At 70.3% G+C, this 24,359-nt stretch carries 26 protein-coding genes and 2 riboswitches; of the genes, 13 read left to right on the forward strand and 13 right to left on the reverse strand.

Annotated features, from left to right (window positions below; translation table 11 throughout):
• Positions 1-67: 67 nt before the first annotated feature.
• Genes ACLQ3F_RS30470 through ACLQ3F_RS30480 form a run of 3 tightly spaced genes read right to left on the reverse strand, consistent with a single transcriptional unit; the run spans position 68 to position 1,613 of the window.
• Positions 68-652, reverse strand: a complete 585-nt coding sequence (locus tag ACLQ3F_RS30470; RefSeq protein ID WP_425853058.1) for a histidine phosphatase family protein — start codon at positions 650-652, stop codon at positions 68-70.
• Positions 649-1,419, reverse strand: coding sequence for a CbtA family protein (locus ACLQ3F_RS30475; RefSeq protein ID WP_425853059.1), 771 nt, complete (start codon positions 1,417-1,419; stop codon positions 649-651). The genes ACLQ3F_RS30470 and ACLQ3F_RS30475 overlap by 4 nt, the downstream gene beginning before the upstream one ends.
• Entirely contained in the window at positions 1,410-1,613 is a 204-nt protein-coding gene (locus ACLQ3F_RS30480; RefSeq protein WP_355010105.1) for a CbtB domain-containing protein, read from the reverse strand. Before ACLQ3F_RS30480 ends, ACLQ3F_RS30475 begins: the two co-directional genes overlap by 10 nt.
• Before the next feature lie 35 nt (positions 1,614-1,648).
• Positions 1,649-1,805: riboswitch (cobalamin riboswitch) on the reverse strand.
• 262 nt (positions 1,806-2,067) lie between these two features.
• Between ACLQ3F_RS30480 and ACLQ3F_RS30485 the strand changes: the two genes are divergently transcribed.
• The 5 genes from ACLQ3F_RS30485 to ACLQ3F_RS30505 all read left to right on the forward strand — a co-directional run bounded on the left by ACLQ3F_RS30485 (position 2,068) and on the right by ACLQ3F_RS30505 (position 7,201).
• The gene (locus ACLQ3F_RS30485; RefSeq protein WP_425853061.1) at positions 2,068-2,946 is read left to right on the forward strand and encodes an amidohydrolase family protein; all 879 of its coding nucleotides are present in this window, start codon (positions 2,068-2,070) and stop codon (positions 2,944-2,946) included.
• Positions 2,947-3,266: 320 nt separating this feature from the next.
• Positions 3,267-4,274: an ABC transporter permease gene (locus ACLQ3F_RS30490; RefSeq protein WP_357228841.1), complete on the forward strand. Its 1,008-nt coding sequence runs from the start codon at positions 3,267-3,269 to the stop codon at positions 4,272-4,274.
• 40 nt (positions 4,275-4,314) lie between these two features.
• The gene (locus tag ACLQ3F_RS30495) at positions 4,315-5,367 is read left to right on the forward strand and encodes an ABC transporter substrate-binding protein (RefSeq protein ID WP_357208000.1); all 1,053 of its coding nucleotides are present in this window, start codon (positions 4,315-4,317) and stop codon (positions 5,365-5,367) included.
• Positions 5,367-6,185: an ATP-binding cassette domain-containing protein gene (locus tag ACLQ3F_RS30500; protein WP_425853064.1), complete on the forward strand. Its 819-nt coding sequence runs from the start codon at positions 5,367-5,369 to the stop codon at positions 6,183-6,185. The genes ACLQ3F_RS30495 and ACLQ3F_RS30500 overlap by 1 nt, the downstream gene beginning before the upstream one ends.
• On the forward strand, positions 6,182-7,201 hold the full coding sequence (locus ACLQ3F_RS30505; RefSeq protein ID WP_425853066.1) for an aldo/keto reductase: 1,020 nt from the start codon (positions 6,182-6,184) through the stop codon (positions 7,199-7,201). The genes ACLQ3F_RS30500 and ACLQ3F_RS30505 overlap by 4 nt, the downstream gene beginning before the upstream one ends.
• Before the next feature lie 7 nt (positions 7,202-7,208).
• On the opposite strand, the gene ACLQ3F_RS30510 is transcribed toward ACLQ3F_RS30505, so the two are convergent.
• Together ACLQ3F_RS30510 and ACLQ3F_RS30515 are read right to left on the reverse strand one after the other, a co-directional pair.
• Complete coding sequence (locus ACLQ3F_RS30510) at positions 7,209-7,931, reverse strand: FadR/GntR family transcriptional regulator (protein ID WP_357201415.1); 723 nt, start codon at positions 7,929-7,931, stop codon at positions 7,209-7,211.
• A 7-nt stretch (positions 7,932-7,938) separates the two neighbouring features.
• Complete coding sequence (locus tag ACLQ3F_RS30515) at positions 7,939-9,336, reverse strand: enolase C-terminal domain-like protein (protein WP_355010111.1); 1,398 nt, start codon at positions 9,334-9,336, stop codon at positions 7,939-7,941.
• 432 nt (positions 9,337-9,768) lie between these two features.
• Positions 9,769-9,984, forward strand: a riboswitch (cobalamin riboswitch).
• A gap of 193 nt (positions 9,985-10,177) precedes the next feature.
• Here ACLQ3F_RS30515 and ACLQ3F_RS30520 point away from each other — a divergent pair.
• The 3 genes from ACLQ3F_RS30520 (at position 10,178) to ACLQ3F_RS30530 (ending at position 14,247) form a co-directional block, all read left to right on the forward strand.
• On the forward strand, positions 10,178-12,520 hold the full coding sequence (locus ACLQ3F_RS30520) for a ribonucleoside-diphosphate reductase subunit alpha (protein WP_425853092.1): 2,343 nt from the start codon (positions 10,178-10,180) through the stop codon (positions 12,518-12,520).
• Positions 12,521-12,576: 56 nt separating this feature from the next.
• On the forward strand, positions 12,577-13,572 hold the full coding sequence (locus ACLQ3F_RS30525) for a ribonucleotide-diphosphate reductase subunit beta (RefSeq protein ID WP_357201421.1): 996 nt from the start codon (positions 12,577-12,579) through the stop codon (positions 13,570-13,572).
• A 177-nt stretch (positions 13,573-13,749) separates the two neighbouring features.
• Entirely contained in the window at positions 13,750-14,247 is a 498-nt protein-coding gene (locus ACLQ3F_RS30530; RefSeq protein ID WP_425853068.1) for a GNAT family N-acetyltransferase, read from the forward strand.
• Between the two features lie 25 nt (positions 14,248-14,272).
• Here ACLQ3F_RS30530 and ACLQ3F_RS30535 read toward each other — a convergent pair whose 3' ends face one another.
• Positions 14,273-14,626 (reverse strand): TraR/DksA family transcriptional regulator, encoded by a 354-nt coding sequence (locus tag ACLQ3F_RS30535; RefSeq protein ID WP_425853070.1) that lies wholly within the window; start codon positions 14,624-14,626, stop codon positions 14,273-14,275.
• A gap of 117 nt (positions 14,627-14,743) precedes the next feature.
• On the opposite strand from ACLQ3F_RS30535, the gene ACLQ3F_RS30540 reads away from it, so the two are divergent.
• Together ACLQ3F_RS30540 and ACLQ3F_RS30545 are read left to right on the forward strand one after the other, a co-directional pair.
• On the forward strand, positions 14,744-15,334 hold the full coding sequence (locus tag ACLQ3F_RS30540) for a TetR/AcrR family transcriptional regulator (protein ID WP_357201405.1): 591 nt from the start codon (positions 14,744-14,746) through the stop codon (positions 15,332-15,334).
• 120 nt (positions 15,335-15,454) lie between these two features.
• Positions 15,455-15,805, forward strand: coding sequence for a DUF1330 domain-containing protein (locus ACLQ3F_RS30545; RefSeq protein ID WP_425853072.1), 351 nt, complete (start codon positions 15,455-15,457; stop codon positions 15,803-15,805).
• A 63-nt stretch (positions 15,806-15,868) separates the two neighbouring features.
• Here ACLQ3F_RS30545 and ACLQ3F_RS30550 read toward each other — a convergent pair whose 3' ends face one another.
• The 5 genes from ACLQ3F_RS30550 to ACLQ3F_RS30570 form a co-directional block, all read right to left on the reverse strand.
• Positions 15,869-17,080: a ferritin-like domain-containing protein gene (locus tag ACLQ3F_RS30550; protein WP_425853074.1), complete on the reverse strand. Its 1,212-nt coding sequence runs from the start codon at positions 17,078-17,080 to the stop codon at positions 15,869-15,871.
• Positions 17,077-17,922 carry a phosphate/phosphite/phosphonate ABC transporter substrate-binding protein gene (locus tag ACLQ3F_RS30555; protein ID WP_425853076.1) on the reverse strand — a complete coding sequence of 282 codons (846 nt, stop codon included), beginning with the start codon at positions 17,920-17,922 and terminating at the stop codon, positions 17,077-17,079. Before ACLQ3F_RS30555 ends, ACLQ3F_RS30550 begins: the two co-directional genes overlap by 4 nt.
• Positions 17,922-19,094, reverse strand: a complete 1,173-nt coding sequence (locus ACLQ3F_RS30560) for an acyl-CoA dehydrogenase family protein (protein ID WP_425853077.1) — start codon at positions 19,092-19,094, stop codon at positions 17,922-17,924. Before ACLQ3F_RS30560 ends, ACLQ3F_RS30555 begins: the two co-directional genes overlap by 1 nt.
• A gap of 77 nt (positions 19,095-19,171) precedes the next feature.
• On the reverse strand, positions 19,172-20,116 hold the full coding sequence (locus tag ACLQ3F_RS30565) for an ion transporter (RefSeq protein WP_425853079.1): 945 nt from the start codon (positions 20,114-20,116) through the stop codon (positions 19,172-19,174).
• Between the two features lie 94 nt (positions 20,117-20,210).
• Positions 20,211-21,047 (reverse strand): alpha/beta fold hydrolase, encoded by an 837-nt coding sequence (locus ACLQ3F_RS30570; protein WP_425853080.1) that lies wholly within the window; start codon positions 21,045-21,047, stop codon positions 20,211-20,213.
• Between the two features lie 65 nt (positions 21,048-21,112).
• Between ACLQ3F_RS30570 and ACLQ3F_RS30575 the strand changes: the two genes are divergently transcribed.
• Positions 21,113-21,811: a TetR/AcrR family transcriptional regulator gene (locus ACLQ3F_RS30575; protein ID WP_425853082.1), complete on the forward strand. Its 699-nt coding sequence runs from the start codon at positions 21,113-21,115 to the stop codon at positions 21,809-21,811.
• Positions 21,812-21,913: 102 nt separating this feature from the next.
• Positions 21,914-22,273: a hypothetical protein gene (locus ACLQ3F_RS30580; RefSeq protein ID WP_357201381.1), complete on the forward strand. Its 360-nt coding sequence runs from the start codon at positions 21,914-21,916 to the stop codon at positions 22,271-22,273.
• 27 nt (positions 22,274-22,300) lie between these two features.
• Here ACLQ3F_RS30580 and ACLQ3F_RS30585 read toward each other — a convergent pair whose 3' ends face one another.
• Complete coding sequence (locus tag ACLQ3F_RS30585) at positions 22,301-22,762, reverse strand: GNAT family N-acetyltransferase (protein WP_425853084.1); 462 nt, start codon at positions 22,760-22,762, stop codon at positions 22,301-22,303.
• Between the two features lie 170 nt (positions 22,763-22,932).
• Positions 22,933-23,790, reverse strand: a complete 858-nt coding sequence (locus ACLQ3F_RS30590; protein ID WP_425853086.1) for an SDR family oxidoreductase — start codon at positions 23,788-23,790, stop codon at positions 22,933-22,935.
• A gap of 95 nt (positions 23,791-23,885) precedes the next feature.
• Here ACLQ3F_RS30590 and ACLQ3F_RS30595 point away from each other — a divergent pair, with 95 nt between their 5' ends.
• Positions 23,886-24,281, forward strand: coding sequence for a winged helix-turn-helix transcriptional regulator (locus ACLQ3F_RS30595; protein ID WP_238659412.1), 396 nt, complete (start codon positions 23,886-23,888; stop codon positions 24,279-24,281).
• The last annotated feature ends 78 nt before the right edge of the window (positions 24,282-24,359 follow it).

The raw sequence follows: 24,359 nt of genomic DNA on the forward strand, positions 1-24,359 counted from the left end.
AGGCGCAGGCCGTGCCCACCAGGAGTGGGCACGGCCTGCGCCGTTCGGTGTGACCTCGACCTGCTCGCTATCCGCCCAGTCGAAGGTGCCAGCGCGCACCCTGGCTGGTGAGCCGGACGACAGCCAACGGCTCGACGTCCACCTGCCGGTACGTCGCCATCGGAAGGCCGAGGGCGTGCACCACCGCGACCCGGATCACCAGTGGGTGGGTGACCGCGATGACTCGTCCACCGGCCCGGTGCTGCGCGTCCAGCCAACTGCCGACCCGATCCCGCACTGCCGTGACGGACTCACCGCCGTGCGGCGCGCAGTCCGGGGCGGACAACCAGTCGTGCAGCGCCTGCGGCTGCGATTCAGCGACCTCCTCAAGCGACTGCCCGGACCAGTCCCCGTAGTCACAGTCGGCCAACGCGGTCTCGACCGTCGGCAGCAGGCCGAAGGCGTCGGCGGTCTGTCGGGCGGCCACCGCGGGGCTGGACAGGCAGGTGGCGTTCTCCCCGAGGGGCCAACGCCGGTCTGCACCCGCGCGGGCCTGGGCGAGCGCGGCACGCAGGCCACCCTCGTCCAGGCCGTCGTCGGCGCCGCCGAAGCGGGCCCGGCGCAGCGCGGCGGTGTGACCGTGGGCGACCAGCCGAAGGCTGGTGCCGGTCACGTGCTCGGCAGCGCGGAACCGGCCCGGCGACGCCGCTCGTGGTGCATCAGGGCCGCGAACAGCAGGCCGATGCCGGTCCAGAGCACGACCTGGGTGCCGAGCGAGGCAAGCCGGAAACTCCACAGCACTGTCGCCGGGAAGTCCGCCGGAACCTCCTGGAAGGACGGCATCACCACGTACGACACTGCCGTGACCAGGAGAAAGCCGCCCACGGCCGCCGCGGCGCGAAGCCACGTCGGTGCATGGGCACCGACCGACCGGTAGCCCAGCGAGCCGGCCCACACGGCCACCAGCCCGAGCACCACCATCAACAGGTAGGTGACGGTCCGTTGGTTGATGGTGGCCGGGTCGCCGACCGCCGGTGGGTTCGCCGGGTACTTGAGGAACGGCACGATCACCGCACCGAGCAACGCCGCGCCGGCCAGCAGCAGACCCCACCGCCCGTCGTCGTCGCCGCGCCGCCGACGGGCCAGCAGGACGTACGCCGTGGCCAGCAGACCACCCATCGCGGCCCCGAACAGGGCGGTGGCCAGGAACAGGCCGGCGCGCTGACCCGTCCGGCTGACCAGCGCGTCCTCGTGATCGTGCGCACCAGCAGCAGGCTCGGCGTGCGTCGCCGCCTCCTCGATGGCGATGGCCGCCTCGACGTGCGGTTCGCCGGCGACGTACGCGAACGCCCCGGCGAGCAGGCCGGCGATCAGGCCGGCCAGCAGCCCGCGGACGAGGACGGCGAGGAACGGGGGAGTGCTGGTGGTGGTCAGTGGCACGGGACGCCCAGCAGGTGCCGGCCGTCGTGCATCAGCTCGTGCAGGTACATCCCACTGCGCGACACCGCCCCCTGGTCGAAGGCGACGAGATACGTCAGCAGGGCGAGCGCGGCAACGGTCGCCAGAGCAGTCCACAAGAGACGGGCACTGCCGGCGGGGTGCACCACCGGCTGGCTGGTAGCGGAGCTAGACATGAATACACGAACCTCCCCAGGGATGACGCGTCCCCATCGCAAGGCTGCGGACGACCGAGCGTCCTGGCTCGCGGACCCCGATGGTGATTGGGGAACCGCTCACAGTGGCGCGACCGCGCCGGATTCACACCGGCTTCCCTCGCGTCGCCGCAGATAGTGCGTCGACGGTATCGGTGCCGCCGCAGGCGGTCAACCCGGACCCGCGCCCCGGACGCGTCCGTGCACCGACACGTCGACGAGGCGGATTACCCGCAGGTGCCGGTGGATTCGTCAGACCAAAAGGCGACACTGCCGGAGGCCGGTCGTGGTGCGCGTTCGGGACTCGACAACAGGCTGTTACCGCTAACATGGTCAATCTGCCAGATCGGCTCCGTGGCTCCGGGTTGACCCGGAGGGTTCGATCAGCGGCGGGGCGGGGTGTGCGGTGGACGGGAACGCGTCAGGGACGGGTCCGGTGACGACCGGCGAGGTCGCGCGACGAGCGGGCATCGTCGACGCGCACCATCACCTCTGGGTCCGGGCACGGCACCCACAGCCCTGGATCGATCCGCACACCATGGCCGCGATCGACGACGACTTCACACCGGTCGAGCTCGCCCCGGCGACCCGGGCCGCCGGGGTCACCCAGACCGTGGTCGTCCAGTCGGTCGCCGTTCGGTCGGAGACGCCCGAGTTGCTCGGCATCGCGGCCGACGACCCGCTCATCGCCGGGGTCGTCGGCTGGGTCGACCTCACCGCCGCTGATATCGGCCGTCGCCTCGCCCGACTACGCGGGGCGCGCGGCGGCGAACGGCTGGTCGGGATCCGGCACCTGGTCCAGTCCGAACCCGACCCGACCTATCTCGATCGCCCCGAGGTGCGGCGCGGCATCGCCGCGGTCGGTGCCGCGGGTCTCGCCTTCGACCTCCTGGTGCGCCACCGTCAGCTGCCGGCGGCCGTCCGGCTCGTCCGCGACCTGCCCGAGGTGCGGTTCGTTCTGGACCACCTCGGCAAGCCCCCGCTCGGGCGCGCCGATCTCGGTGACTGGCAGCGCGACCTGCGGGCGTTCGCGGCCGAGTCCAACACCACTGCGAAGCTCTCCGGCCTGGTGACCGAAGTGGACGGTGGGTCCTGGACCGCGGCCGACCTGCGGCCCGCGGTCGAGCACGCCCTTGACGTGTTCGGGCCGGATCGGCTGATGTTCGGCTCGGACTGGCCGGTGTGCCTGCTCGCCACCTCGTACACCCGCTGGGTCGCCGTCCTCGGTGACCTGCTGGACCCGCTGTCCGACGCCGAGCGGGCCGCGATCTGGCGCCGGACCGCCGGCCGTGTCTACCGGCTGTCCCCGTCCTGAGACGGCAGCGCCTTTCCGCCTGGGGACATAGGATGTTATCGATAACATGCTGGCAGTGGTAGTCGGTGTCGATTTGGTCAGACGTATGGCTTCGGTAGCGCAGGTAACGATGGCAAAACATGCTCGCAAGACCTTGGCAACATACGTGAATGCGTGGCAAGGTAACGCCTGATCGCGGGAAACATCTGACCTATCTCCAGGGTTGTGCGGGCACCTCGACGCACCGCCGGCCGAGCGGGGTCGGTCGCTCACAGACGTTCGGCTCGTCGGCGGGTCCCCGTCGGACGCCGGCGCCACGCTTGGGGAGGTCAGGTCCGACGATGAGTAGCGTCGAGGCAACCGCCGGCACACAGCGCGGCGAACTCAGCGACTGGTTCCGGGAACGGATCTCGCACGCCGTCTCCGAGTTCACCGCCGCGACCGCGTTGGTCGTCCTGTTCATCGCCTTGACCTTCGCGAGTCCCTACTTCCTGACAGCGGACAACCTCTTCAACATCGGGGCCCAGACGGCGGTGATCGCCATCATCGCTACCGCCCAGACGATGGTCATCATCACGAAGGGCATCGACCTGTCCGTGGGGTCGGTCGCCGCGCTCGCCGGCGTGTTGGGCGCGATGGTCGTGCGCGACCTCGGCTTCTCGCTCTGGGCGGCGACCGCGGTCGCGATCGGCGTCGGCGCGCTGGCCGGGCTGTTGAACGGGCTGCTGGTGACGGTGGCCCGGATTCCGCCGTTCATCGCGACGTTGGGGACCATGTCCGTGGGCCGAGGCCTGGTCTTCATCATCACCGGCGCGGTCGGCGTCTACGGCCTGCCCCGGTCCTTCCAACTGCTCGGCAACGGGCAGATCCTCGGCATTCCGTTCGCCGTGGTGATCACCGTCCTGGTCGCCGTCGGGGTCGCCTTCCTGCTCTCCCAGACCCGCTTCGGTCAGTACACCTACGCCATGGGCTCCAATCTGGAGGCGGCCCGCCGCTCCGGCATCCGGGTCGGGCGGCACCTGACCGGCGTGTACGTGCTGGCCGGCGTGCTGGTAGGGCTGGGCGGCATGATCGCCGCGTCCCGGGTCAACTCCGGCCAGCCCAACTACGGGATCTCGCTGGAACTCGACGTCATCGCCGCCGCCGTCATCGGCGGAGCCAGCCTGTTCGGCGGGCAGGGCCGAATCGTCGGGACCATCATCGGCGCGTTCCTCATCGCCCTGGTCCGCAACGGCGCCGTCCTGCTCGACATCAGCATCCACTACCAGCAAGTGATCGTCGGCGTGATCATCTGGGCCGCCGTCTACTTCGACCAGTACCGCCGCCGGCGGCTGGAATCACGGGGTTGACATGCCATTCCGAGAGTCCGAACGAGGAAGGACACACACCATGGCACACACCACCACCAGCCGGCGGACGCGAGGACGACTCCTGCGCGCGCAGGCGATCCTGGCCGCAGCCGCGGCGACCGCCCTGCTCAGCGCCTGCGGCGGGGTCGAGGTCCGTGACGGCGGCGACAGCGCGACCAAGGACGCGAGCGGCCCGTTGAAGCTCGCCGTCGTACCCAAGGCGGTAGGCGCCGACTACTGGAACACTGTCAAGGCGGGCGCCGAGTGCGCCGCGCAGCGCGCGGGGGACGTCACCGTCCAGTGGGACGGGGTGACCGCCGAGACCGACGTCGAGGGCCAGGTCAACCTGATCCAGAACTTCGTCACCAAGAAGGTCGACGGCATCGTCTACGCGGCGACCGACTCCAGCGCCCTGGCACCGGCGACCGACAAGGCGCTCAGCGCCAACATCCCGGTCGCCATGATCGACTCTGGCACCAGCCCGCAGCCGTCGAACGTGCCCCTCTTCGCCACCGACAACCGTGCGTCGGCGACCGAGGCGGCGAAGCTGCTCGCCACCGAACTCGGCCCCGGCAACCACGAGGTGGCGCTCGTCGAGTTCCAGCCCGGGTCGCAGACCAACACCGAGCGGGTCGACGGCTTCAAGGCCGGCCTCGCCCAGTACCCCAACCTGAAGCTGGTCGGCCAACAGCCGAGCAAGAGCGACGTCAACGAGGCCCGACGGGTCACCGAGAACATCCTCACCGCCAACCCCAACCTGAAGGGTGTCTTCGCGGCCAACGAGCCGAGCGTGCTCGGTGCCGCGCAGGCCATCCAGGCCGCCGGCAAGTCCGGCAAGGTGGTCATCATCGGGTGGGACGCCGCCCCGGACGAGATCGCCGGGGTACGCAGCGGCCAGATCTCGGCGCTGGTCGTGCAGAACCCGTTCAAGATGGGCTACTTCGGCGTCGACAAGATGGTCAAGCACCTTCGGGACAAGGCGCCGCTGGCGTCGGCCGACACCGGCGTCACCTTCGTCACCAAGGAGAACATCGACTCGGCGGAGATCAAGGCGGTGCTCGAGCCCAGCTGCGCCAACCCGCCGGTGCAGTGATGGGCGTGAACCCCACAGCCACCCCGACCAGCGACCAGCAACCCACCGACGCGGAGCCGCCGGTCCTCGAAGCCCGCGGCATCGTCAAGCGGTTCGGGCACGTCGAGGCGTTGCGCGGCGCCGACTTCACGGTCCGCCGCGGTGAGGTCGTCGCGCTGATCGGCGACAACGGCGCCGGCAAGAGCACCCTGATCAAGACCCTGTCCGGTGTGCACCCGCCGGACGAGGGCGAGATCCGGGTCGGCGGCCGTCCGGTCCAGTTCTCCACCCCCGTCGACGCCCGACGGGCCGGGGTGGAGACCGTCTACCAGGACCTCGCCGTCGCCGACGACCTCAGCGTGGCCGCCAACCTGTATCTCGGCCGGGAGATCCTTCGCTCCGGACCACTCGGCCGGCTCGGGCTGCTGGACAAGCGCGCCATGCGCCACGGCGCCGCCGCCGCCCTGGACGAACTGGGCGTACGGATCCCCCGGGTCACCACCCCCATCGCGATGCTGTCCGGTGGGCAGCGGCAGTGCGTGGCGGTGGCCCGGGCCATCATCTGGGCGACAAACGTGGTCATCCTCGACGAACCCACCGCGGCCCTGGGGGTGGTCCAGACCGGACGGGTGCTCGACGTCGTCCGGCGGGCCCGCGACGCCGGCATGTCGGTGGTGCTGGTGAGCCACAACATGCCGCAGGTCCTCGAGATCGCCGACCGGGTCGAGGTGCTGCGCCTCGGCCGGCGCGCGGCCCAGCTCCGCGCCGACGAGGCCACCATCGACGATCTGGTCGCCGCGATGACCGGCAGCACCAGCGTGGGTCGGGACGAGCGGTGAGGGCCGCCGTCCAGGGAGGCGCCCGCGGTCCCGCGGGTCCGACGAGCCGCGGCGGCGCTGCACCGCCGCTGCGGCTGAGCCCACTGGGCTTCGGCGCCTCCCAGGGCGGCAATCTCTACCGGGCGACGTCCGACGAGCAGTTCGCCGCCGCCGTGGACACCGCGTGGGCAGGCGGCATCCGATACTTCGACACCGCACCGCACTACGGGCTGGGCCTGTCCGAACGACGCCTGGGCGCGGCCCTGCGCTCCCGCCCCCGCGCCGAGTACGTGGTGTCGACGAAGGTCGGCCGGCTGCTCGTGCCGTCACCGGAGACGGCGCACCAGCGGGACCCGGAGGGGTTCGACGTTCCCGCCGATCACCGCCGGGTCTGGGACTTCAGCCGCGACGGCGTCCGCCGTTCGCTGGAGGCGAGCCTTCGGCGCACCGGCCTGGACCGGATCGACGTGGTGTATCTGCATGACCCCGACGAGCACTGGCAGCAGGCCGCCAACGAGGCGATCCCGGCCCTGGTGGAGCTGCGGGAGCAGGGCGTGATCGGTGCCGTCGGGGCGGGAATGAACCAGTCGGCGATGCTGGCCCGCTTCGTGGCGGAGACCGACGTGGACGTGGTGATGTGCGCCGGCCGGTACACCCTGTTGGAACAGGGCGCGCTGACCGACCTGCTGCCCGTCGCGCAGGCCCGCCACGTCGGTGTGGTGGTCGCCGGTGTCTACAACTCCGGGCTGCTGGCCCGGGACATGCCGCCGACCGACGCCGTCTACGACTACCAGCAGGCGCAGGCGGAGGTGATCGACCACGCCCGCCGGATAGCGCGGGTCTGTCAGACGTACGGCGTCACGCTGCCCCAGGCGGCGTTGGCGTTCGTCCGTCGCCACCCGGCCGTGGTCTCGACCGTTGTCGGCATGCGCGACGACGTCCAGGTGACCGAGACCCTCCATCGGTCCGGTGTCGACGTCCCGGAGCAGCTCTGGACGGCGTTGTACGACGTGGGGCTGCTCGACGTACAACCGTGAGGGTCGGTCACGACCGGGCCGTCTCGATGCTGGCGTCAGCGTCGTCGGGTAACCCCTGCAACGACTCCTCCACACCGATCAGGTGGTTGGCCATCCGGGTGCGCGCCCGTTCCGGGTCGCGTGCCACGAGGGCCTTCAGGATCGCCACGTGCTCGTCATGGGTGCGCAGGTCCGCGCCCTCCTCGTGCAGACTCCGCCAGAGCCGGCCACGGATGGTGCGCCCGGCGAAGGCTTCGATCAGACCGACGAGCACCGGATTCTCGGCGTGCACCGCGATGATCCGGTGAAAGGCGATGTCGATCTCCATGATCCGCTCGTGGTCCGGCGGTGACTGGCCGACCAGCCGGGCTGCCTCGTCGAGCAGGTCACCCGCCTGGGCCAGGGCCTCGTCGGTGATCCTGGTCGCCGCCAGGCAGGCGGCCTCGCACTCCAGCAGCCGGCGGACGGTGTGGATGTGCCGGGGGTCGCCCTGGCCCTGAAAGTCGACCACGAAATTCATCGGGGCCAGCAGCTGTGGCGCGTCGAGGTTGGTGACGTAGGTGCCGTCGCCCTGACGGATGTTGACGATCCCCAGGATCGACAGGGCCGACATCCCCTCGCGCAGGGAACCCCGCGAGACACCGAGCTGCTCGGCGAGGTCCTTCTCGATGGGCAACCGGTCCCCGGGCCGGAACTGCCCTTCGAGGATCATCCGTTTGATGCCGTTGACCACTTCGTCGGTGCGTGACATGTCCCCCCTAACGGCCGGCGGGGGTGGCCTTCCCACCCGCGATCACGTACGCCGCCTCCGGAGATGACACGGTAGTCGGGTCTGTCGCCGCCCAGTAGTGGCCGTCGGGGAACCGGTAGAGCGCCACCGACTCCTGACGCATCCGGGTGGAGTAGCCGGGCTGGCTGGGCAGGACGTATCCGCTGCCGGAACCGGTGTCGCGGATGATGCAGGGATCGGTGAAGTGCTCGTGCAGGTGGTCGACGAACTCGGTGACCCGGTTGGTGAGGTCCCCCGAGATCGCGACGTAGTCGAGCACGGACACGTGTTGGACCATCTCGCACAGCCCGACACCGCCGGCGTGCGGGCACACCGGGACGTTGAACTTCGCGGCGAGCAGCAGCACGGCGACGATCTCGTTGATGCTGGCCAACCTGCCGGTGTCGAGCTGGCAGAAGTCGATGGCCTCGGCCTGGAAGAGCTGCTTGAACATCACCCGGTTGTGGCAGTGTTCGCCGGTGGCGACGCCGATCGGAGCGACGGCACGGCGGACGGCCGCGTGGCCCAGGATGTCGTCGGGGCTGGTCGGCTCCTCGATCCACAGTGGCGTGAAGCGGGCGAGGGCGGTGACCCACTCGATGGCCTGACCGACGTCCCACACCTGGTTGGCGTCGATCATCAGGTTGCGATCCGGGCCGAGGATCTCCCGTGCGATGGCGCATCGGCGGATGTCGTCGTCGAGGTTGGCGCCCACCTTGAGCTTGACGTAGCCGTAGCCGGTGTCGACCGCCTCCTGGCACAGTCGGCGCAGCTTGTCGTCGCCGTAGCCGAGCCAGCCCGCCGATGTGGTGTAGGCGGGGTAGCCGGTCCGGTCGAGTTCGGCGAGGCGGGCGGCCTTCGTGCTCTCCTTGGCCCGCAGGATGGCCAGTGCCTCGTCGCGGGTCAGCGCGTCGGACAGGTAGCGCAGGTCCGCGATGTCGACGAGTTGCTCGGGGGTCATGTCGACGAGCAGCCGCCACAGCGGTTTGTCGGCGACCCGGGCGACCAGGTCCCACGACGCGTTCAACACGGCGGCGAGGGACAGGTGGACGACGCCCTTCTCGGGGCCGAGCCACCGCAGTTGCGAGTCGGAGGTGAGCAGGCGGTAGACCGCGCCCATGTCCGCTGCCATCGTTGCCACGTCCTGGCCCACGAGGAGCTGTGCCTGGTGGACTGCCGCCGCCGCGACGATGTCGTTGCCTCGGCCGATGGTGAAGGTCAGGCCGTGCCCCGCGAGGGGCGCGCCCACGCCGTCGACGCCGTCGGTGTGCAGGACGACGTAGGCCGCCGAGTAGTCGCCGTCCTTGTTCATGGCGTCTGACCCGTCAGCGGTCAGGGAGGTGGGGAAGCGGACGTCTTCGACGGTGACGGCAGTGATCTGCGGCATGCGCTCCTCGCCCGGCTAGGCTAAAGATCAGATGATCACTGGGAGTATACGGAGGGCCGCTCCGGCGCGTCAACGTTGTCGATCACCTCGGGCGTGCAGACATATGATGTTTGCCCTCTCGGGTCGCGCCGCCTTGACTCTGATCATGCCGGTTGGCGGGCGAAGGTGACGCGCGCGGCGGACCCTGGTGGTTGGATGTTCCGGCTCGTCGCGAGGTATCGACGACGACGTATGGGCCTGGTCTCCAGTGCTGTGGCCTCGATACGTCAAATCTTTGTCGAATGTCGACACCCGTGCGCGGAGCCTCGTCTCCGGTGCCCGGCGTCGGTCGGCCGCAGTGTGCTCCCGGGGGTCGGTGACGGTGGTCACCGCATCGCCTTCGACACGCCCGAGACCGACATGTGGGGTGTGACAACGGCTGCGTCCCTATATATGGTGTCGAGCGCAGCTGGTTCGGCCGCTCATCCGGTGCGGTCGAGGCAACAGGGAACCCGGTGGAAATCCGGGACTGTCCCGCAGCGGTGAGTGGGAACGACAGCCGTCATCAGCACTGGGCCACCATCGGCCTGGGAAGCGACGGCCAGTAGGAGACCGGCGAGCCCGGTCGTGCCCGCGAGTCCGAAGACCTGCCAGCGCGCCGCGTACCCGCACCCGGGTGGGCGGCGGTCCGAGGCCGCGTGGGACGGCTGACGCCACCTGACCCACGCCGGTGCCGGCGTGGCGTCCGTCGGTGTCTGTCTCCTCGCGTCCGGGCCACCAGGTCTCGAACTCCGAGGAGCGAGTGGTGACAGTCACCGAGGTAGTCCCGGCCAGCGGCGACGCGACAGTGCGGCGGACGCCGATGCAGGTCCGCAAGCGCGACGGCGGCACCGAACCCGTGGACGTGAACAAGATCGTCCGGGCGGTCGAGCGGTGGGCCGACGACCTGACCGACGTCGACCCGTTGCGGGTGGCCACCCGCACCATCAGCGGCCTCTACGACGGCGCGACCACTGCCGAACTCGACCGGCTGTCCATCCAGACCGCGGCCGAGATGATCGGTGAGGAGCCGCAGTACTCGCGTCTGGCCGCGCGGCTGCTGGCCGGCTACGTCGACAAGGAGGTGCGGCGACAGGGCATCACCTCGTTCAGCGCGGCGATCCGGGTCGGCCACGCCGAGGGCCTGATCGGTGACGACACCGCAGCGTTCGTCGCCACACACGCCGCGACACTCGACCACGCCATCGACCCGGACGGCGACCGCCGGTTCGAGTATTTCGGCCTGCGCACTGTGTACGACCGCTACCTGTTGCGCCACCCCACCAGCCGACTGGTGCTGGAGACGCCGCAGTACTGGCTGCTGCGGGTGGCCTGCGGCCTCTCCCGGACGGCGGACGAGGCGGTCGACTTCTACCGGCTGATGTCCAGCCTGGCCTACCTGCCCAGCTCACCGACCTTGTTCAACTCCGGCACCCGGCACACTCAGATGTCCTCCTGCTACCTGGTCGACTCCCCGCTCGACGAGCTGGACTCGATCTACGCCCGGTACGCCCAGGTCGCCAACCTGTCCAAGTTCGCCGGGGGCATCGGCATCGCGTACTCCCGGGTCCGCTCCCGGGGCGCGCTGATCCGGGGCACGAACGGGCAGTCCAACGGGATCGTGCCGTGGCTGCGCACGCTGGACGCGAGCGTCGCCGCGGTCAACCAGGGTGGCCGACGCAAGGGCGCTGCCTGCGTCTACCTGGAGCCGTGGCACCCGGACATCGAGGAGTTCCTGCAACTGCGGGACAACACCGGCGAGGACGCCCGCCGCACCCACAACCTGAACCTGGCCAACTGGGTGCCGGACGAGTTCATGCGCCGGGTCGAGGCCGACGAGCTGTGGTCGCTGTTCGACCCGCAGGAGGTGCCCGAGCTGCCCGACCTGTGGGGGGAGCGGTTCGACGCCGCGTACCGGCAGGCCGAGGCGCAGGGCCGCTACGTGCGGCAGGTCCCGGCCCGGGAGCTGTACGGGAAGATGATGCGGACCCTCGCCCAGACCGGCAACGGCTGGATGACCTTCAAGGACGCGTCGAACCGGCTCTGCAACCAGACCGCCGAGCCGGGCGACGTGGTGCACCTGTCCAACCTCTGCACCGAGATCGTCGAGGTGTCCAGTGACGCCGAGACGGCCGTGTGCAACCTCGGCTCGGTGAACCTCGCCGCCCACCTCACCGCCGACGGCATCGACTGGGAGCGGCTGCGCGCCACGGTGCGGACCGCTGTGACCTTCCTCGACCGAGTCATCGACATCAACTACTACCCGACCGCGCAGGCGGCGGCGAGCAACCCCCGCTGGCGGCCCGTCGGGCTCGGGCTGATGGGCCTTCAGGACGCCTTCTTCGCGCTGCGGCTGCCGTTCGACTCGCCGGCCGCCCGCGAGCTGTCCACCCGGATCAGCGAGGAGCTGTACCTGACCGCGCTGGAGACCTCCGCCGACCTGGCGCGCGACTTCGGCGCCCATCCGGCGTACCCGCAGACCCGGGCCGCGCGAGGCCAGCTCCAGCCCGACCTGTGGGGTGTCGAGGGTACGCAGACCGCGCGGTGGGACGCGCTGCGCGAGCGGGTCGAGGCGTACGGGCTGCGCAACTCGCTGCTGGTGGCGGTCGCGCCGACCGCCACCATCGCCTCGATCGCCGGGTGCTACGAGTGCATCGAGCCGCAGGTGTCCAACCTGTTCAAGCGCGAGACCCTGTCGGGGGAGTTCCTCCAGGTCAACACCGCTCTGGTACGCGAGCTGAAGGCCCGCGGTCTGTGGACCGAGCGGATCCGTTCGGCGATCAAGCGGGCGGAGGGGTCGGTGCAGGACATCGCCGAGTTGCCGGTCGGCGTACGGGAACTGTTCCGCACCGCGTGGGAGCTGCCGCAGCGGGCGCTGATCGACCTGGCCGCAGCCCGCGCCCCGTTCATCGACCAGTCCCAGTCGCTGAACCTGTTCCTGGCCGCGCCGACCATCGGCAAGCTGTCCTCGATGTACCTCTACGCGTGGAAGGCCGGGCTGAAGACCACCTACTACCTGCGCTCGCGGCCCGCGACGCGGATCCAGCAGGCCACCGTCAGCGCCGTCGCACCCGTCGCGCCAGTCGCTCTCGCGTCCGTGGCCCTCGACGCCGACGCGCTGGCCTGCTCGCTGGAGAACCCCGAGTCGTGCGAGGCCTGCCAGTGACCCTCGCCGACGCCGCCACGACCGACGCCAGCACCACCGACACGAGGACCACGCACATGCTGCTCGACCCCGGGATGGACCTCACTCTCCGCCCGATGCGCTACCCGCACTTCTTCGACCGGTTCCGCGACGCGATCCGCAACACCTGGACCGTCGAGGAGGTCGACCTGCACGCCGACCTCGCCGACCTGGACAGGTTGTCGCCGGCCGAACGGCACCTGGTCAGCCGCCTGGTGGCGTTCTTCGCCACCGGTGACACGATCGTCGCCAACAACCTGGTGCTCAACCTCTACCAGCACGTCAACAGCCCGGAGGGTCGCCTCTACCTGTCCCGCCAACTGTTCGAGGAGGCCGTGCACGTCCAGTTCTATCTCAACCTGCTCGACACGTACGTGCCCGACGAGACGGAGCGCTTCGAGGCCTTCGCAGCCATCGAGAACATCCCCTCGATCCGTCGTAAGGCCGAGTTCTGCTTCCGGTGGATCGACTCCCTGAGCGATCTGCGGGAGCTGCGGTCCCGCGAGGACCGGCGCACGTTCCTGCTCAACCTCATCTGCTTCGCCGCCTGCATCGAGGGGTTGTTCTTCTACGGCGCGTTCGCCTACGTCTACTTCCTGCGTTCCCGTGGTTTGCTGCACGGCCTCGCCTCGGGCACCAACTGGGTGTTCCGCGACGAGTCCATGCACATGGCGTTCGCGTTCGACGTCGTCGACACCGTTCGCGCCGAGGAGCCGGACCTGTTCGACGACGACCTCGCCGACCAGGTTCGCCGGATGCTCACCGAGGCGGTCGAGTGTGAGGTGCAGTTCGCCGAGGACCTGGTGGGCCACGGCGTGCCCGGTCTGACATTGGCCGACATGCGGGAGTACCTCCAGCACGTCGCCGACCGCCGCCTCGCCCAGCTCGGCATCGCGCCGCACTACGGGTCGAACAACCCGTTCGGCTTCATGGAGTTGCAGGACGTGCAGGAGCTGTCCAACTTCTTCGAGCGGCGGGTGTCGGCGTACCAGGTCGGGGTGACCGGCACCGTCGCCTTCGACGACGACTTCTAACGACCTCGGTCTCTGCGCTTCCGTTGATCAGGTGATGAAAAGTAGCTTGGAGACGACCTCGACAGCTACTTCTCATCCCCTGATCATGGATGTGGCCCGCTCAGCTGTGAACCTGTGAGTAAGTCAGGCAAGCAAGCCGAGACGGGGGTGGTCGCGTGCCCGGAAAGGAACGTGCTGATGGTCGACATCACCGTGCGGCCCATGACCGACGCCGACGCCGACCGGGTCCTGGCGATCTACCAGGCCGGCCTGGACACCGGTGACGCCAGTTTCGAGGTCACCGCGCCGGGCTGGGCGGTGTTCAGCGCCGCTCGGCTGGGCGGGCACCGGTTTGTGGCCGTCGACCCGGGTGGAACGGTGCTTGGCTGGGTCGCCGTCTCGCCGACCTCGACCCGCGCGGTGTACGCCGGTGTGGTGGAGCACTCCGTGTACGTCGACCCGGCAGCCCAGGGCCGTGGCATCGCCCGACTGCTGCTGGACGCGTTGATCACCTCCACCGAGGCCGACGGCGTCTGGACGATCCAGTCCGGGGTCTTTCCGGAGAACACCGCCAGCCTGGCGCTGCACCAGCGGGCCGGATTCCGGGTCATCGGCGTCCGGGAGCGGGTTGGTCGCCACCACGGACGCTGGCGCGACGTCATTCTGTTGGAACGGCGCAGCCCCACCATCGCCTGAGAAGTCCGCCGGTCGGCGGCGGCTGTCACCGTCGGGCGGCGCAGGCCACACACGTACGTGCTGACGGGCGGGCAGCCAGCCGTGCGGCGGGAATCGGGCGGCCACAGCCCTCGCACACCCCGTAGCTGCCGTCGTCGACCCGTCGCAGCGCGACGTCCAGCTCGGCCAGGCGTCGGCGGGTGGCGTCCAGGACGGCCGTGAGCTGCGCGCGTTCGAAGGCGATCGTGCTGCCCTCGGGGTCGTGCTCGTCATCGGCGTTGGATGAGCGGGACGCCTCGAAGAGGCTCCGGAGGTCGCCGTCCAGGGCGGTGGCCTGGGCCTCGGTCTGCTCGCGCAGCCGCAGCAGCTCCTCGCGGACGGCGCTGGATTCCCTGTTCATGGCCTCTCCACAGTACCTGCGGGATGACAGCTGTCACATCACTGGCATTCCGAGACGACCGGTCATATCGTGGTGTCTGTCAGCCAGTCGGAACCCTGGGCGGAAGGAGCGCACGAGATGCCACGACCGAAGTCGCCGACCTCCGCCGGAACCCGGCAACGGTTGTCCGACGCCGCGTTGGACCTGTTCCACCTGCGCGGCTACAACGGGACGAGCGTCCAGGACATCGTCGCTGCGGCCGGCGCGCCCAAGGGCACCTTCTACAACCACTTCGCCAGCAAGGAGGACCTCGCCCTGGACTCGGTGGCGAGATACTCCGCGGCGATGGGGCTGGAGATGCTCGACGAGAAGCAGGGCGGCACACCGCTTGAGCGGATCACCGATCATCTGAGATACGTCACCGGCCTCGGCGACACCATGGGTGATCGCGGATGCCTGCTCGGCAACTTCGCCACCGAGATCCCGGCGCACAGCGATGCCCTGCGCAACGCCGTCGACGCCGGCTTCGGCCGCTGGGTCGCCGCGCTCGCCATGGCGATCGAGCAGGCGCGGTCTGCCGGTGAACTGCACGGCGACGAACCTGCCACCGATCTCGCCGGCTTCGTCGTCTCCAGCTACGAGGGCGCGGCAGCCCGGGCGAAGGCATCCGGTGATCCGGCCGCCCTCCGGGAGTTCTTCACGATCACCACGGCCCGGATCCTCACCTGATCCGCGTCCGTTCCCGTCGGTAACAGTCCGGGTCTTTCCATCCGGCGCGAGTGTACCGAATCCAAGACGACCGGTCGTACGCCTTCGGCCGGGGCCAGCACCTGAATTGAGGAGTGAGACATGAGCACGTACCTGATCAATCACCTGCGTATCCCGGGCGGAGTGCCGACCGAGGAGTCCCTGCGGTACCTGGAGCAGGTGCAGGCCACCACCGAGGCGTACGGCGCCCAGTGGCTCGTCCTCGATGCCCAGGTGGAGGTCCTTGAGGGCAGTTGGCCCGGGTCGGTCGTGCTGATCGAGTTCCCCGACGCGGAGACCGCCAGGACCTGGTACAACTCGCCCGAGTACCAGGCGATCCTGGCGCTACGCGTCGATCACACCATCAACGACCTGGTCCTTGTGGACTCCGTCGGCCCGGACTTCACGGTGGCCGGCTACGCGCGTCAGATCCGCACCCTGCTCGGCCAGTGACCAGTTCTCGCTGACCTGCCGTACGCCGATCCCCGCGCACCGCACGTCGTGCGCGGGAATCGGCTACATGAAGTTGCGGGTGTGCAGGGCGGACAGCGCGGCCGCCTCGTCGGGCCGGAAACCCAGGCGGACCAGCCGGCGCTGACGGCCCTGATCCATGGCGTGTTGCAGAGCCCGCACCCGGTCGAAGCCGGCGGACACGTCGTCCGGGTGCCACCCACCCGCCGCGAGCACCACCAACGCGTCGAAGACGTCAGCGTTGAGGCCCGCCGTGTCGACGAGCGCGTCGTGACGGCGGTGGATGGCCGCCCGCAGCCGGTCGCGCAGCAGTGGATCCGACTGCGCCTGATGCTCCAGGTGGGCCATGCCGAACACCACGTGCCGGCGCTCGTCCTGCATGGCGAGCCAACAGATCCGGCGTGTCACCGGGTCCGGGGCGAACTCGTGCAGGAAGGACAGCAGATCGACGAAGCTGCCCTCGCCGAGCACGGAGAGAAGGAACGACGCCAGCGCGAAGTCCGACTCCGCGACGAGGGTGAACAGCGACTGCCGACCGCCGGCGGACGACGTGCCCATCTCGGTGCCCCGTAGCAGTGCCCGCCGGCTGAAGACCTCCATGTGTCGGGCCTCGTCGGCCACCTGCACGGCGAGAAGCTGCACGACCTCCCGGAAGTGCGGGTGGATGCGCCCCAGGAACCGGGCCGGCACGACGAGCGCTGCCTGCTCGTTCTCGACCAGGTACGTCATCACCTGCACCACCGCGGCCTCGACGTCGGCCGGCAACGCGAACGGGTCGTCCCACGGCACCGCGGTCTGCGGGTCCCACTGTCGCGCGGCGGCCTGCGCGTACAGGTGGGGGGCGATGTCGGCCCAGACCAGGTCGCGGTCATCCAGGTCGAACCGGGCTTCGGGACCACCGGCCTCAAGGAGCGCGCCACGGGCACCGAGCCCCCATCGTGCGGGTGGCCGGCTGCTGAGCGCCGACGGCAGGGCCGGCCCGGCCCGCTCCGCGCCGAACCAGCGGTCGTCGTCCACCGACCCCCGGATGACGACGGCGACCAGGTCGCTCCGGTCACCCCGATCCGGCCACTCGACCCGGTGGCCCCGGCCACGACACCAGGCGGGCAGGTGTACGCGCAGCGCCGGGTCGCGACCGGAGACCGCCAACCGGCCTCCCGGCGGCATCCCGGCCAGGGCGCGCTGCACCAGCACGTGTGCGCCCCGGCCGAAACCCAGCGCACCCAGGTCGAGCGCGGCGACAGGTGTCGCGCTCACGGCCGGTAGTCCGTGGCCGTCACCCGCCCGTCTTGGGAGTAGAAACCGCTGGTGTCGACGGCGTCGGCGAGGACGTCGTACCCCGTGATGCGTCCCTCCCGCCAGGCCGTCAACCCCTCCAGGTCCAGCAGCGGACGCACCTGCGGATCGGCGTACGACATGCCGAGCAGGAGCGTGCCGAAGAGCCGGACCCCGTCGGACTCCGGTGAGCGGACCGTCATGTTGCAGTGGTCGTAGCGTGCCGTCTGCGCCACGATCCGGGTGCCCTCGGGCGGTAACGTGCCCTCCTGGACGAACGCCAGATGGTTGGCGTCGATCATGCAGGCGGCGTCGACCTCCCCGGCCACCAGGGCGCGGGCCGCGTCGCGCTCACCGCCGATGTGGTCGCCGTGCAGGCCGACACCCACGTCGAAGCGGCGTACGTCGACAGTGACCCCGCGCGCGGCGAGGTGATGCAACGGGATCAGCGTCGCCTGTGGACTGTCGACCGCCCCGACGGCGACCACGCGTTCGGCGAGGTCCGCGAGTTGGCGCACCGGCGAGTCCGCGCGGACCACCACGACCGAGGTGAGGTCCTGGTCGGTGTCGCGCATGGTGAGCGCGCGTACGGCAGTGCCGTTGGCGGACGCCAGCCGCTCGGCCCGCAGGTAGGCCAGGGGAGAGTTCCAGGCCGCGTCGATCCGCCCGGCGATGAGATCCTCGACCTGTCGCTCATAGTGCGAGTAGAGGACGAAGTCGAAGTCCAGGCCCCGCCCGCGCAGCCAGGTGCGGAAGCCCTCCCAGATGGTCACCACCTTCGGGTCGTACGCGACAGCGCCCAGCAGAACGGTTGGCGCGGGCATCAGCGGTTGGCCTCGTCGAGCAGTGGCAGCCCGGTGGCGACCCGACCGACGAAATCGTGCAGCGCGTCGGTGGTCGGTGCCATCACCCGGGCCGCGCGGGCGTCCCGGAAACGGCGCTCGAGGCCCAACTCCTTGCGGAATGCGCTGCCGCCGCAGAGCTGCAACGCGCCGTCGGTCACGTCGGCGACGGTCTCGCCGGCGAGCGCCTTGACCTGGAGCACCCGCAGCATCGCGTCGTCGCGGCCGGTCTCCAGGGCGGTGAGCGTGTCACCCAGGAAGGCCCGCAGCGCGTCGGTGCGGATCATCAGCCGGGCGAGGTCGCGTCGGGTGACGGGCGCGTCGCGCAGGGCGGCCCCGGTGTGCGCGAGCGTGGTCCTGGTGAGATGTCGGCCGGCCTCGGCCACCGCGCTGTCGGCGAGACCGAGACAGAAGGCGGCGTTGAGCACCAGGAACCAGGGCAGGACCGCGCCGAGCGCGGTGTCGAGCCCGGCCCCGTCGGCCGCCATCCTCGCCGTTGACGGAACCCGCAACCCGTCGGCGGTCATCGGGCGGGAGCCGTTGCCCCGCAGGCCCAGCCCGTCGAAGTCGCCTGCCACGCTGAGGCCGGCGCTGTCGGAAGGCACCAGCCACAGCGTCATCGGGCCGGCGTCGGGGGTCAGCGGAAGGCTCGACCAGACGTAACTGTTGGCCTCGCCGGCCGCGGTGACCCAGCTCTTCCGGGCATCGAGGCGGACCGTGCCATCGTCGTCGGCCGCGGTAGCGGTGCCGGTCGGCGACCAGAAGTGGCTGCGCGAGCCGTACTCGGAGAACGCCAGCGTGGTGAGGTGATCGCCGGCGGCGATGGCCGCGCGGACGTCTCGTGGACCGTGCGCCTCGATGACGGCGGTCGCCGCGTAGTGCATGAGCACCACCATCGCGGTGGATCCGCACTCGGCGGCCAGCCGCTCGATCACCTCGGCGACCGCCCGCATGCCGTGGCCGGCGCCGCCGACCTCGGGCGAGGAGGCCAGGCCGAGGAGGCCGGCTGCGGCGAGAGCATCGACACCCGGACGGGGGAAGGCCCCGTCCCGGTCGACGATCGGCGCCTGCGGGCGGATCACGTCGTCGATCACCGTGCCGAGCGTGTCCGTGGAATCGGTGGCGGTCTGGGCATTGTCGACGCTGGCCGTCATGCCGGTACTCCTTCAGGAGGGCCGATGGGACGTCCGCCGACCCTATCCGAACGCGAGAACGCAGCGCGAGCGTCGGATCACCGTCTGGCGCGGGCGTTGTCCCGGTGGGATCGGCCGTGCCCGTCGTCGCGGTCGATGCGCAACTCGCGTTCCAACTCGGTGATGACCGCCCGCAGATCGTCCAGTCGTTGGGTGAGCGCGATCCGGTCCACCTCGTCCGGTACGCCGTCGCCGTCCTCGTCGTATCCGGGGGCCAGTCGCTCGGTCATCTCCAGCCGGCGGGCCTCCTCCATGGAGTTCACGATGACCGCGATGAGGATGTTGAGCAGCAGGTTGACGGTGATGACCACGTAGCTGACGTAGTAGAGCAGTGTCCACGGTGAGATCGCCATGCCCTGCTCGATGAGGTCAGGCAGCGTCTCCAGAGACAACAGCACGAACAACGTCAGCAGTGACCGGCCGATGTCGCCGTACTCCTCCGGATACCTGTTGCCGAAGATGAGCCAGCCAGCCATCCCGTAGACGTAGAGCGTCACCACGGCCAGGGCGAAGAACCCGGTCACGCCCGGCAGGCTGCGCCACAGCGCGGAGACGATGGTCCGCAGACCTGGCGAGAACCGCACCAGGCGGACCATGCGGACGACCCGGACGACCCGTAGCAGCGCCGGGTCGCCGTGCAGGCCCGGAATGAAGATCGCCGCGATCACCACGAAGTCGAAGACGTTCCAGCCGTGCCGGAAGAAGTCCTGCGGGCGTCTGCCGTACGCCGCCAACCGGATGGCGATCTCGACGACGAAGACGGCTCGGAAGAACAGCTCCAGCCCGTGCAGCACGGTGCCCGCCGGGCTCAGGTCGTCGTACGTTTCCAGGCCGAGAACGATGCCGTTGGCGAGGATGACCACGACGATGGCGATCTCGAAGGGGCGGGACCGGGCGAGCTGGTCGCACCGGTCGGCCCATCCCGAGCGCGGGCCCGGTGTGGACGGCCCACCCCGGGGGGCGGGCACGGGTGCGTCACTCACCAGTCGGCCGGCTCGATCGTGTGACGGTGCGAATGGTGTGCGGGCATGCCCACCAGCCTAGCCAAGATCAAGACAGTGGAGGTCGCGCGACCACTCAGGAGCGGGGCATCCGCTCTGTCGTCACGGGCGCGGCGAAGAAGGCGGCGAGTGGTTCGACGGTTCTCGGGTGCGCCCGGTTGATGGCGTCGTGACCACTGCGCGGGATGGTCAGGGTCCGGGCGTGCGGCAGCGCGCGGGCCAGCGCCTCGTTCTGGTGCACGTAGTAGGGCGGGCCGTCGGCCCCGCAGGCCAGCAGCACCTCGGCGCGCACCCCGGCCCACCGGGTGGCCGGGCCGTCGTGCGCCAGGATCAGCGCCGCCTCGTCCAGCGTCGTCGGCAGCAGTTCGCCCATGGTCCGGCCGATCGGCGTACGCAGGAACGCACGGATGATCGCGGTCCGAATGCCGAGGGGGAGTTTCGCCCCCGCCATCTGCGAGTTGATCCCGGCGGTCGTGATGGCGAGGCTGCGGGCGGTGTCGCCGGCCTGTGCCGCCGCCCGGGCCGGCGCGAGCCAGCCCGACGGGAAGCTGCCGTCGATCGAGACGGCGGCGTCGTAGAGGGCGAGCCGGCCGATCGGCAGTCGGAGCGCGGCTTCGAGCGCCAGGAAACCGCCGCCGCTGTGGCCGATGACGTTGCCGGACCCGGTGTGCTCCAGCACGGCGGCGAGGTCGTCGACCTCCTGATCCGCGGTGTAGGGCATCGACCTCGGTGGCGCGTCGGCCCGTCCCCGTCGGTTGTAGAGGTGAACGCTGAACCGGTCGGCGAGTGCCGCGGCCAGCCGCCGGTAGACGTCGATCGTCACGCCGCCGCCGTGCACCACGACGATCCCCGGCCCCGTCCCGGTTGAGTGCAGCACGATCGTCGCGCCGTCCCGTGCTGTGACCTGCTCCATGTCTGGTCCACCCTTCTCCCGCCGACAAACAACTGCAAACGACGTTCGCAGTTTACAGTAGGTCAGTGAGCGACGCACCCGCGAGTACCGGCGACGGCCGCCCCGAGCGGCAGTCGATCTGGAGCAGACCCGAACGCGGCAGTCGCGGCCCCGCCCCGGCACACAGTCGGGACGTCATCGTGGAGGCCGCCCTCGCCCTGGCCGACGCCGAAGGGCTGGCTGCGGTGTCGATGCGCGCGGTGGCCGCCTCGCTCGGCACCGGTGCCGGATCCCTCTACCGCTACCTGTCGTCCCGCGACGACCTGTTGGACCTGATGACCGATCGGGCGGTGGGGGAGCTGCGCCCGTACCCGCAGGTGGAAGGCGACTGGCTGGAAACGATGGTGCTGCTGGGGCGACGGCAGTTGGCGCTGTTCGGTGCCCACCCGTGGTTGCCCGACGTGATCCATCGGCCCTCGGGCGCCGGCCCGGAGAGCCTGGCCTGGTTCGACAACTGCATCAGGGTCCTGGAGCCCGTGCGCTGCCCGGTCACCGCCAAGTTCGAGGCCATCGCGATGATGACAGGCGTGGTGAGCCTCTTCGCCCACCGCGAATCCGCGGCCGGGGCGTTCAGCTTCGCCGGGGTGGACCTCACGACGTACCCGCACCTCGTCGCGGCGTTCAGCCAGCCCGTCGGACCACCGCCCCGGGCGGACCTCGTCGAGCGGACCCTGCGCGGTCTGCTCACCGGCCTGCTGGTCGTGGAGTCGACCGAGTCGGGCTGAGCGGATCGGCGTACGGGCGGTGTCCGTCGTTCGTCCGCCACCGCGACGCCCGCTGGTCTAGGTTCTCGATGGTGAGCGGGACCAGCTGCGAAGAGGTGCGCGATGTCCGACCCTGATCTTGCCGACCTGCGCCGACGGGCCACTGACGGTGACCGCGACGCCGTCGACCAGCTCGTCGAGCTCGCGGGGGAGCGGGGTGACCTCACCGAACTGCGTCAGCTGGCCGAGGACGGCAACGCCGACGCGGCGGCCCAGCTTGTCGAACTCGCCACCGAACTCGGGGACATGGGCGAGTTGCGGCGTCTCGCCGACCGGGGCGACAAGGACGCCGCTGACCAGCTCGTCGAGTTGGCCGCGGAGCGGGCCGACGTCGGTGAACTTCGCCGGCTCGCCGACGGCGGGAACCGGGACGCGGCCGACGTCCTGGCCGAGCTCACCGAGGAGCAGGACGAGGCGGAGTAGTCGGGCGGGACGCGGCAGCGGTCGGCGTCAGGTCGTGGTGGTGAGGTATCGGCGGTAGCCGAGGGCGGACTGCGCGAACCCGAGGGACGCGTAGAACCGGTGGGCGTCGGTACGCGCGGCGTTCGACACCAGTTGGACCTTGTAGCAGCCGGCCGCCGTCGCCTCGTCGAGCGCCGCCAGCATGAGGGCCCGGGCGACTCCACGACGACGCCAGTCGGACGTGACCACCACGTTCTCCACCACCATGTACGGTCGCGCCCCGTGGGTGAGGTTGGGGACGACGACGGTGTCCAGGGTGCCCACGAAGGTGGCCCCGGCGACTGCCAGCAGGAGGCGGCGGCCAGCTTGGGCGTGCAGGTCACGCCAGGCGGTGGCGAGCCGGTCGGCGTGCGGCCGTGCGTCGTCCGGAGCTAGCTGCCACAGCACGTCGAAGACCAGTTCGGGGTCGTCCTGCGCCACGGCGGCGCGGATGACGACGTCGCCGCTCACCGGGTCGACGCCAGACTGCCCAGATCGGACGGCGCGGAATGCCGACGTCGTTGCCCGGCGTGCCGGGAGAGCCGGCTGTCGATGTGCCTCACCATGACGCCGAGAATACGGTCACCCGGTGGCGGGCGACGGCGACCTGCCACCGCCGCCCGCTTCGGCGATGACCCCGGTCAGGCCCGCGCCGCCCGCACGGCGTCGCGCAGTGGGGTGCTCGGTCGGCCGATCAGCCGGCTCAGGTCGTCGCTGTCGGTCGCCAGCTCGCCGTCGGCGATGGACTGGTCGAGCGCGGCGACGAAACCGGCGGTGCCCGCGTCCAGGCCGACGTTCTCCAGGGCCGAGGCCAGCTCGGCGGCGGACATGTCCTGGTGAACGACAGTGGTGCCGGTCACCTCGGTGACGGCTTCGGCAAGCTCGTCGAAGGTGAACGCCGTGCCGCCCAGTTCGTAGACGGCGTTGCCGTCCTCATCCCGGGTCAGCGCGGCCACGGCCGCCCCCGCGTAGTCGGCCCGGGGCGCGGCGGAGATCTTGCTGCCGCCGGTGGCGCCGAGGATCGTGCCGGACCCCAGGTACTGCGGTAGCTGGTCGGTGTAGTTCTCGGTGTACCAACCGTTGCGCAGCACGGTGTAGGCCAGGCCGGACGCTGCGAGTACCTCCTCGGTGGCCTTGTGCTCGGGGGCGAGCGGGTTCCCGGTGGTGTCGGCCTTCAGGATGCTCGTGTAGACGAGACGCTCGACGCCGGCGAGCTTGGCGGCGTCGATGACCGCGGTGTGCTGCGCGACGCGCTGACCGGGAGTGTCGCCGGAGATGAGCAGCAGGCGGCGTACGCCGGCCACGGCTCCGGGCAGCGTCGACGGGTCGTCGTAGTTGGCCTTGCGGATCTCGACGCCGCGCGTGGCCAGGTCGGCGGCCTTCTCCGGGCTGCGGACGATGGCGGCGATGTCGCTGGCGGGCACCCCGTTGTCGAGCAGTTGCCCGATCACCAGGCGGCCCAGCCGGCCGGTGGCGCCGGTGACGGCATAGGTGGGCATGGAAACCTCCGGATGTAGTGACAGATCAGCAGGCACTTACGAATCTACAGCACTAACCGACGGGTGGCGTGGGTTAGGCTGGTGAGGTGAGCGACATGCCGGCCCAGGACCCGGCGGGGCCTACCCAGGAATTCGTCAGCGATGTCTTCGCCCGGGGTTGCACCTCCCGCGCGGCCTTCGAGGACGTCACCTCGAAGTGGGCCTCGCTGGCCCTCTTGGCGCTCGGAGAGGGCCGCTACCGCTTCAACGCGCTGCGTCGGCGCATCGACGGGGTCAGCGAGCGGATGCTCTCCCAGACCCTGCAGACCCTCGAACGCGACGGGATGCTCACCCGCGAGGTGCTCACCGCGATCCCACCGCGCGTCGAATACTCGCTGACCCCCCTCGGCGCCCGGGTCGCCGAGCAACTGCGTGGCCTCGCCGATCTGCTGGAGGCCTCGGTGCCCGAGGTGCAGACCGCCCGCGACAGCCACGAGCGCGACCGGGGCTAGGTGTACTGCCCAGGGAGGTTGGTTAAGCGGCTGATGGGTGGGCGTTTGCCGGTGGCGGTGTGGGGCCTGTGATGGTTG

This window comes from Micromonospora sp. DT15, from assembly GCF_049841475.1.
Classification (GTDB): Bacteria; Actinomycetota; Actinomycetes; order Mycobacteriales; family Micromonosporaceae; genus Micromonospora.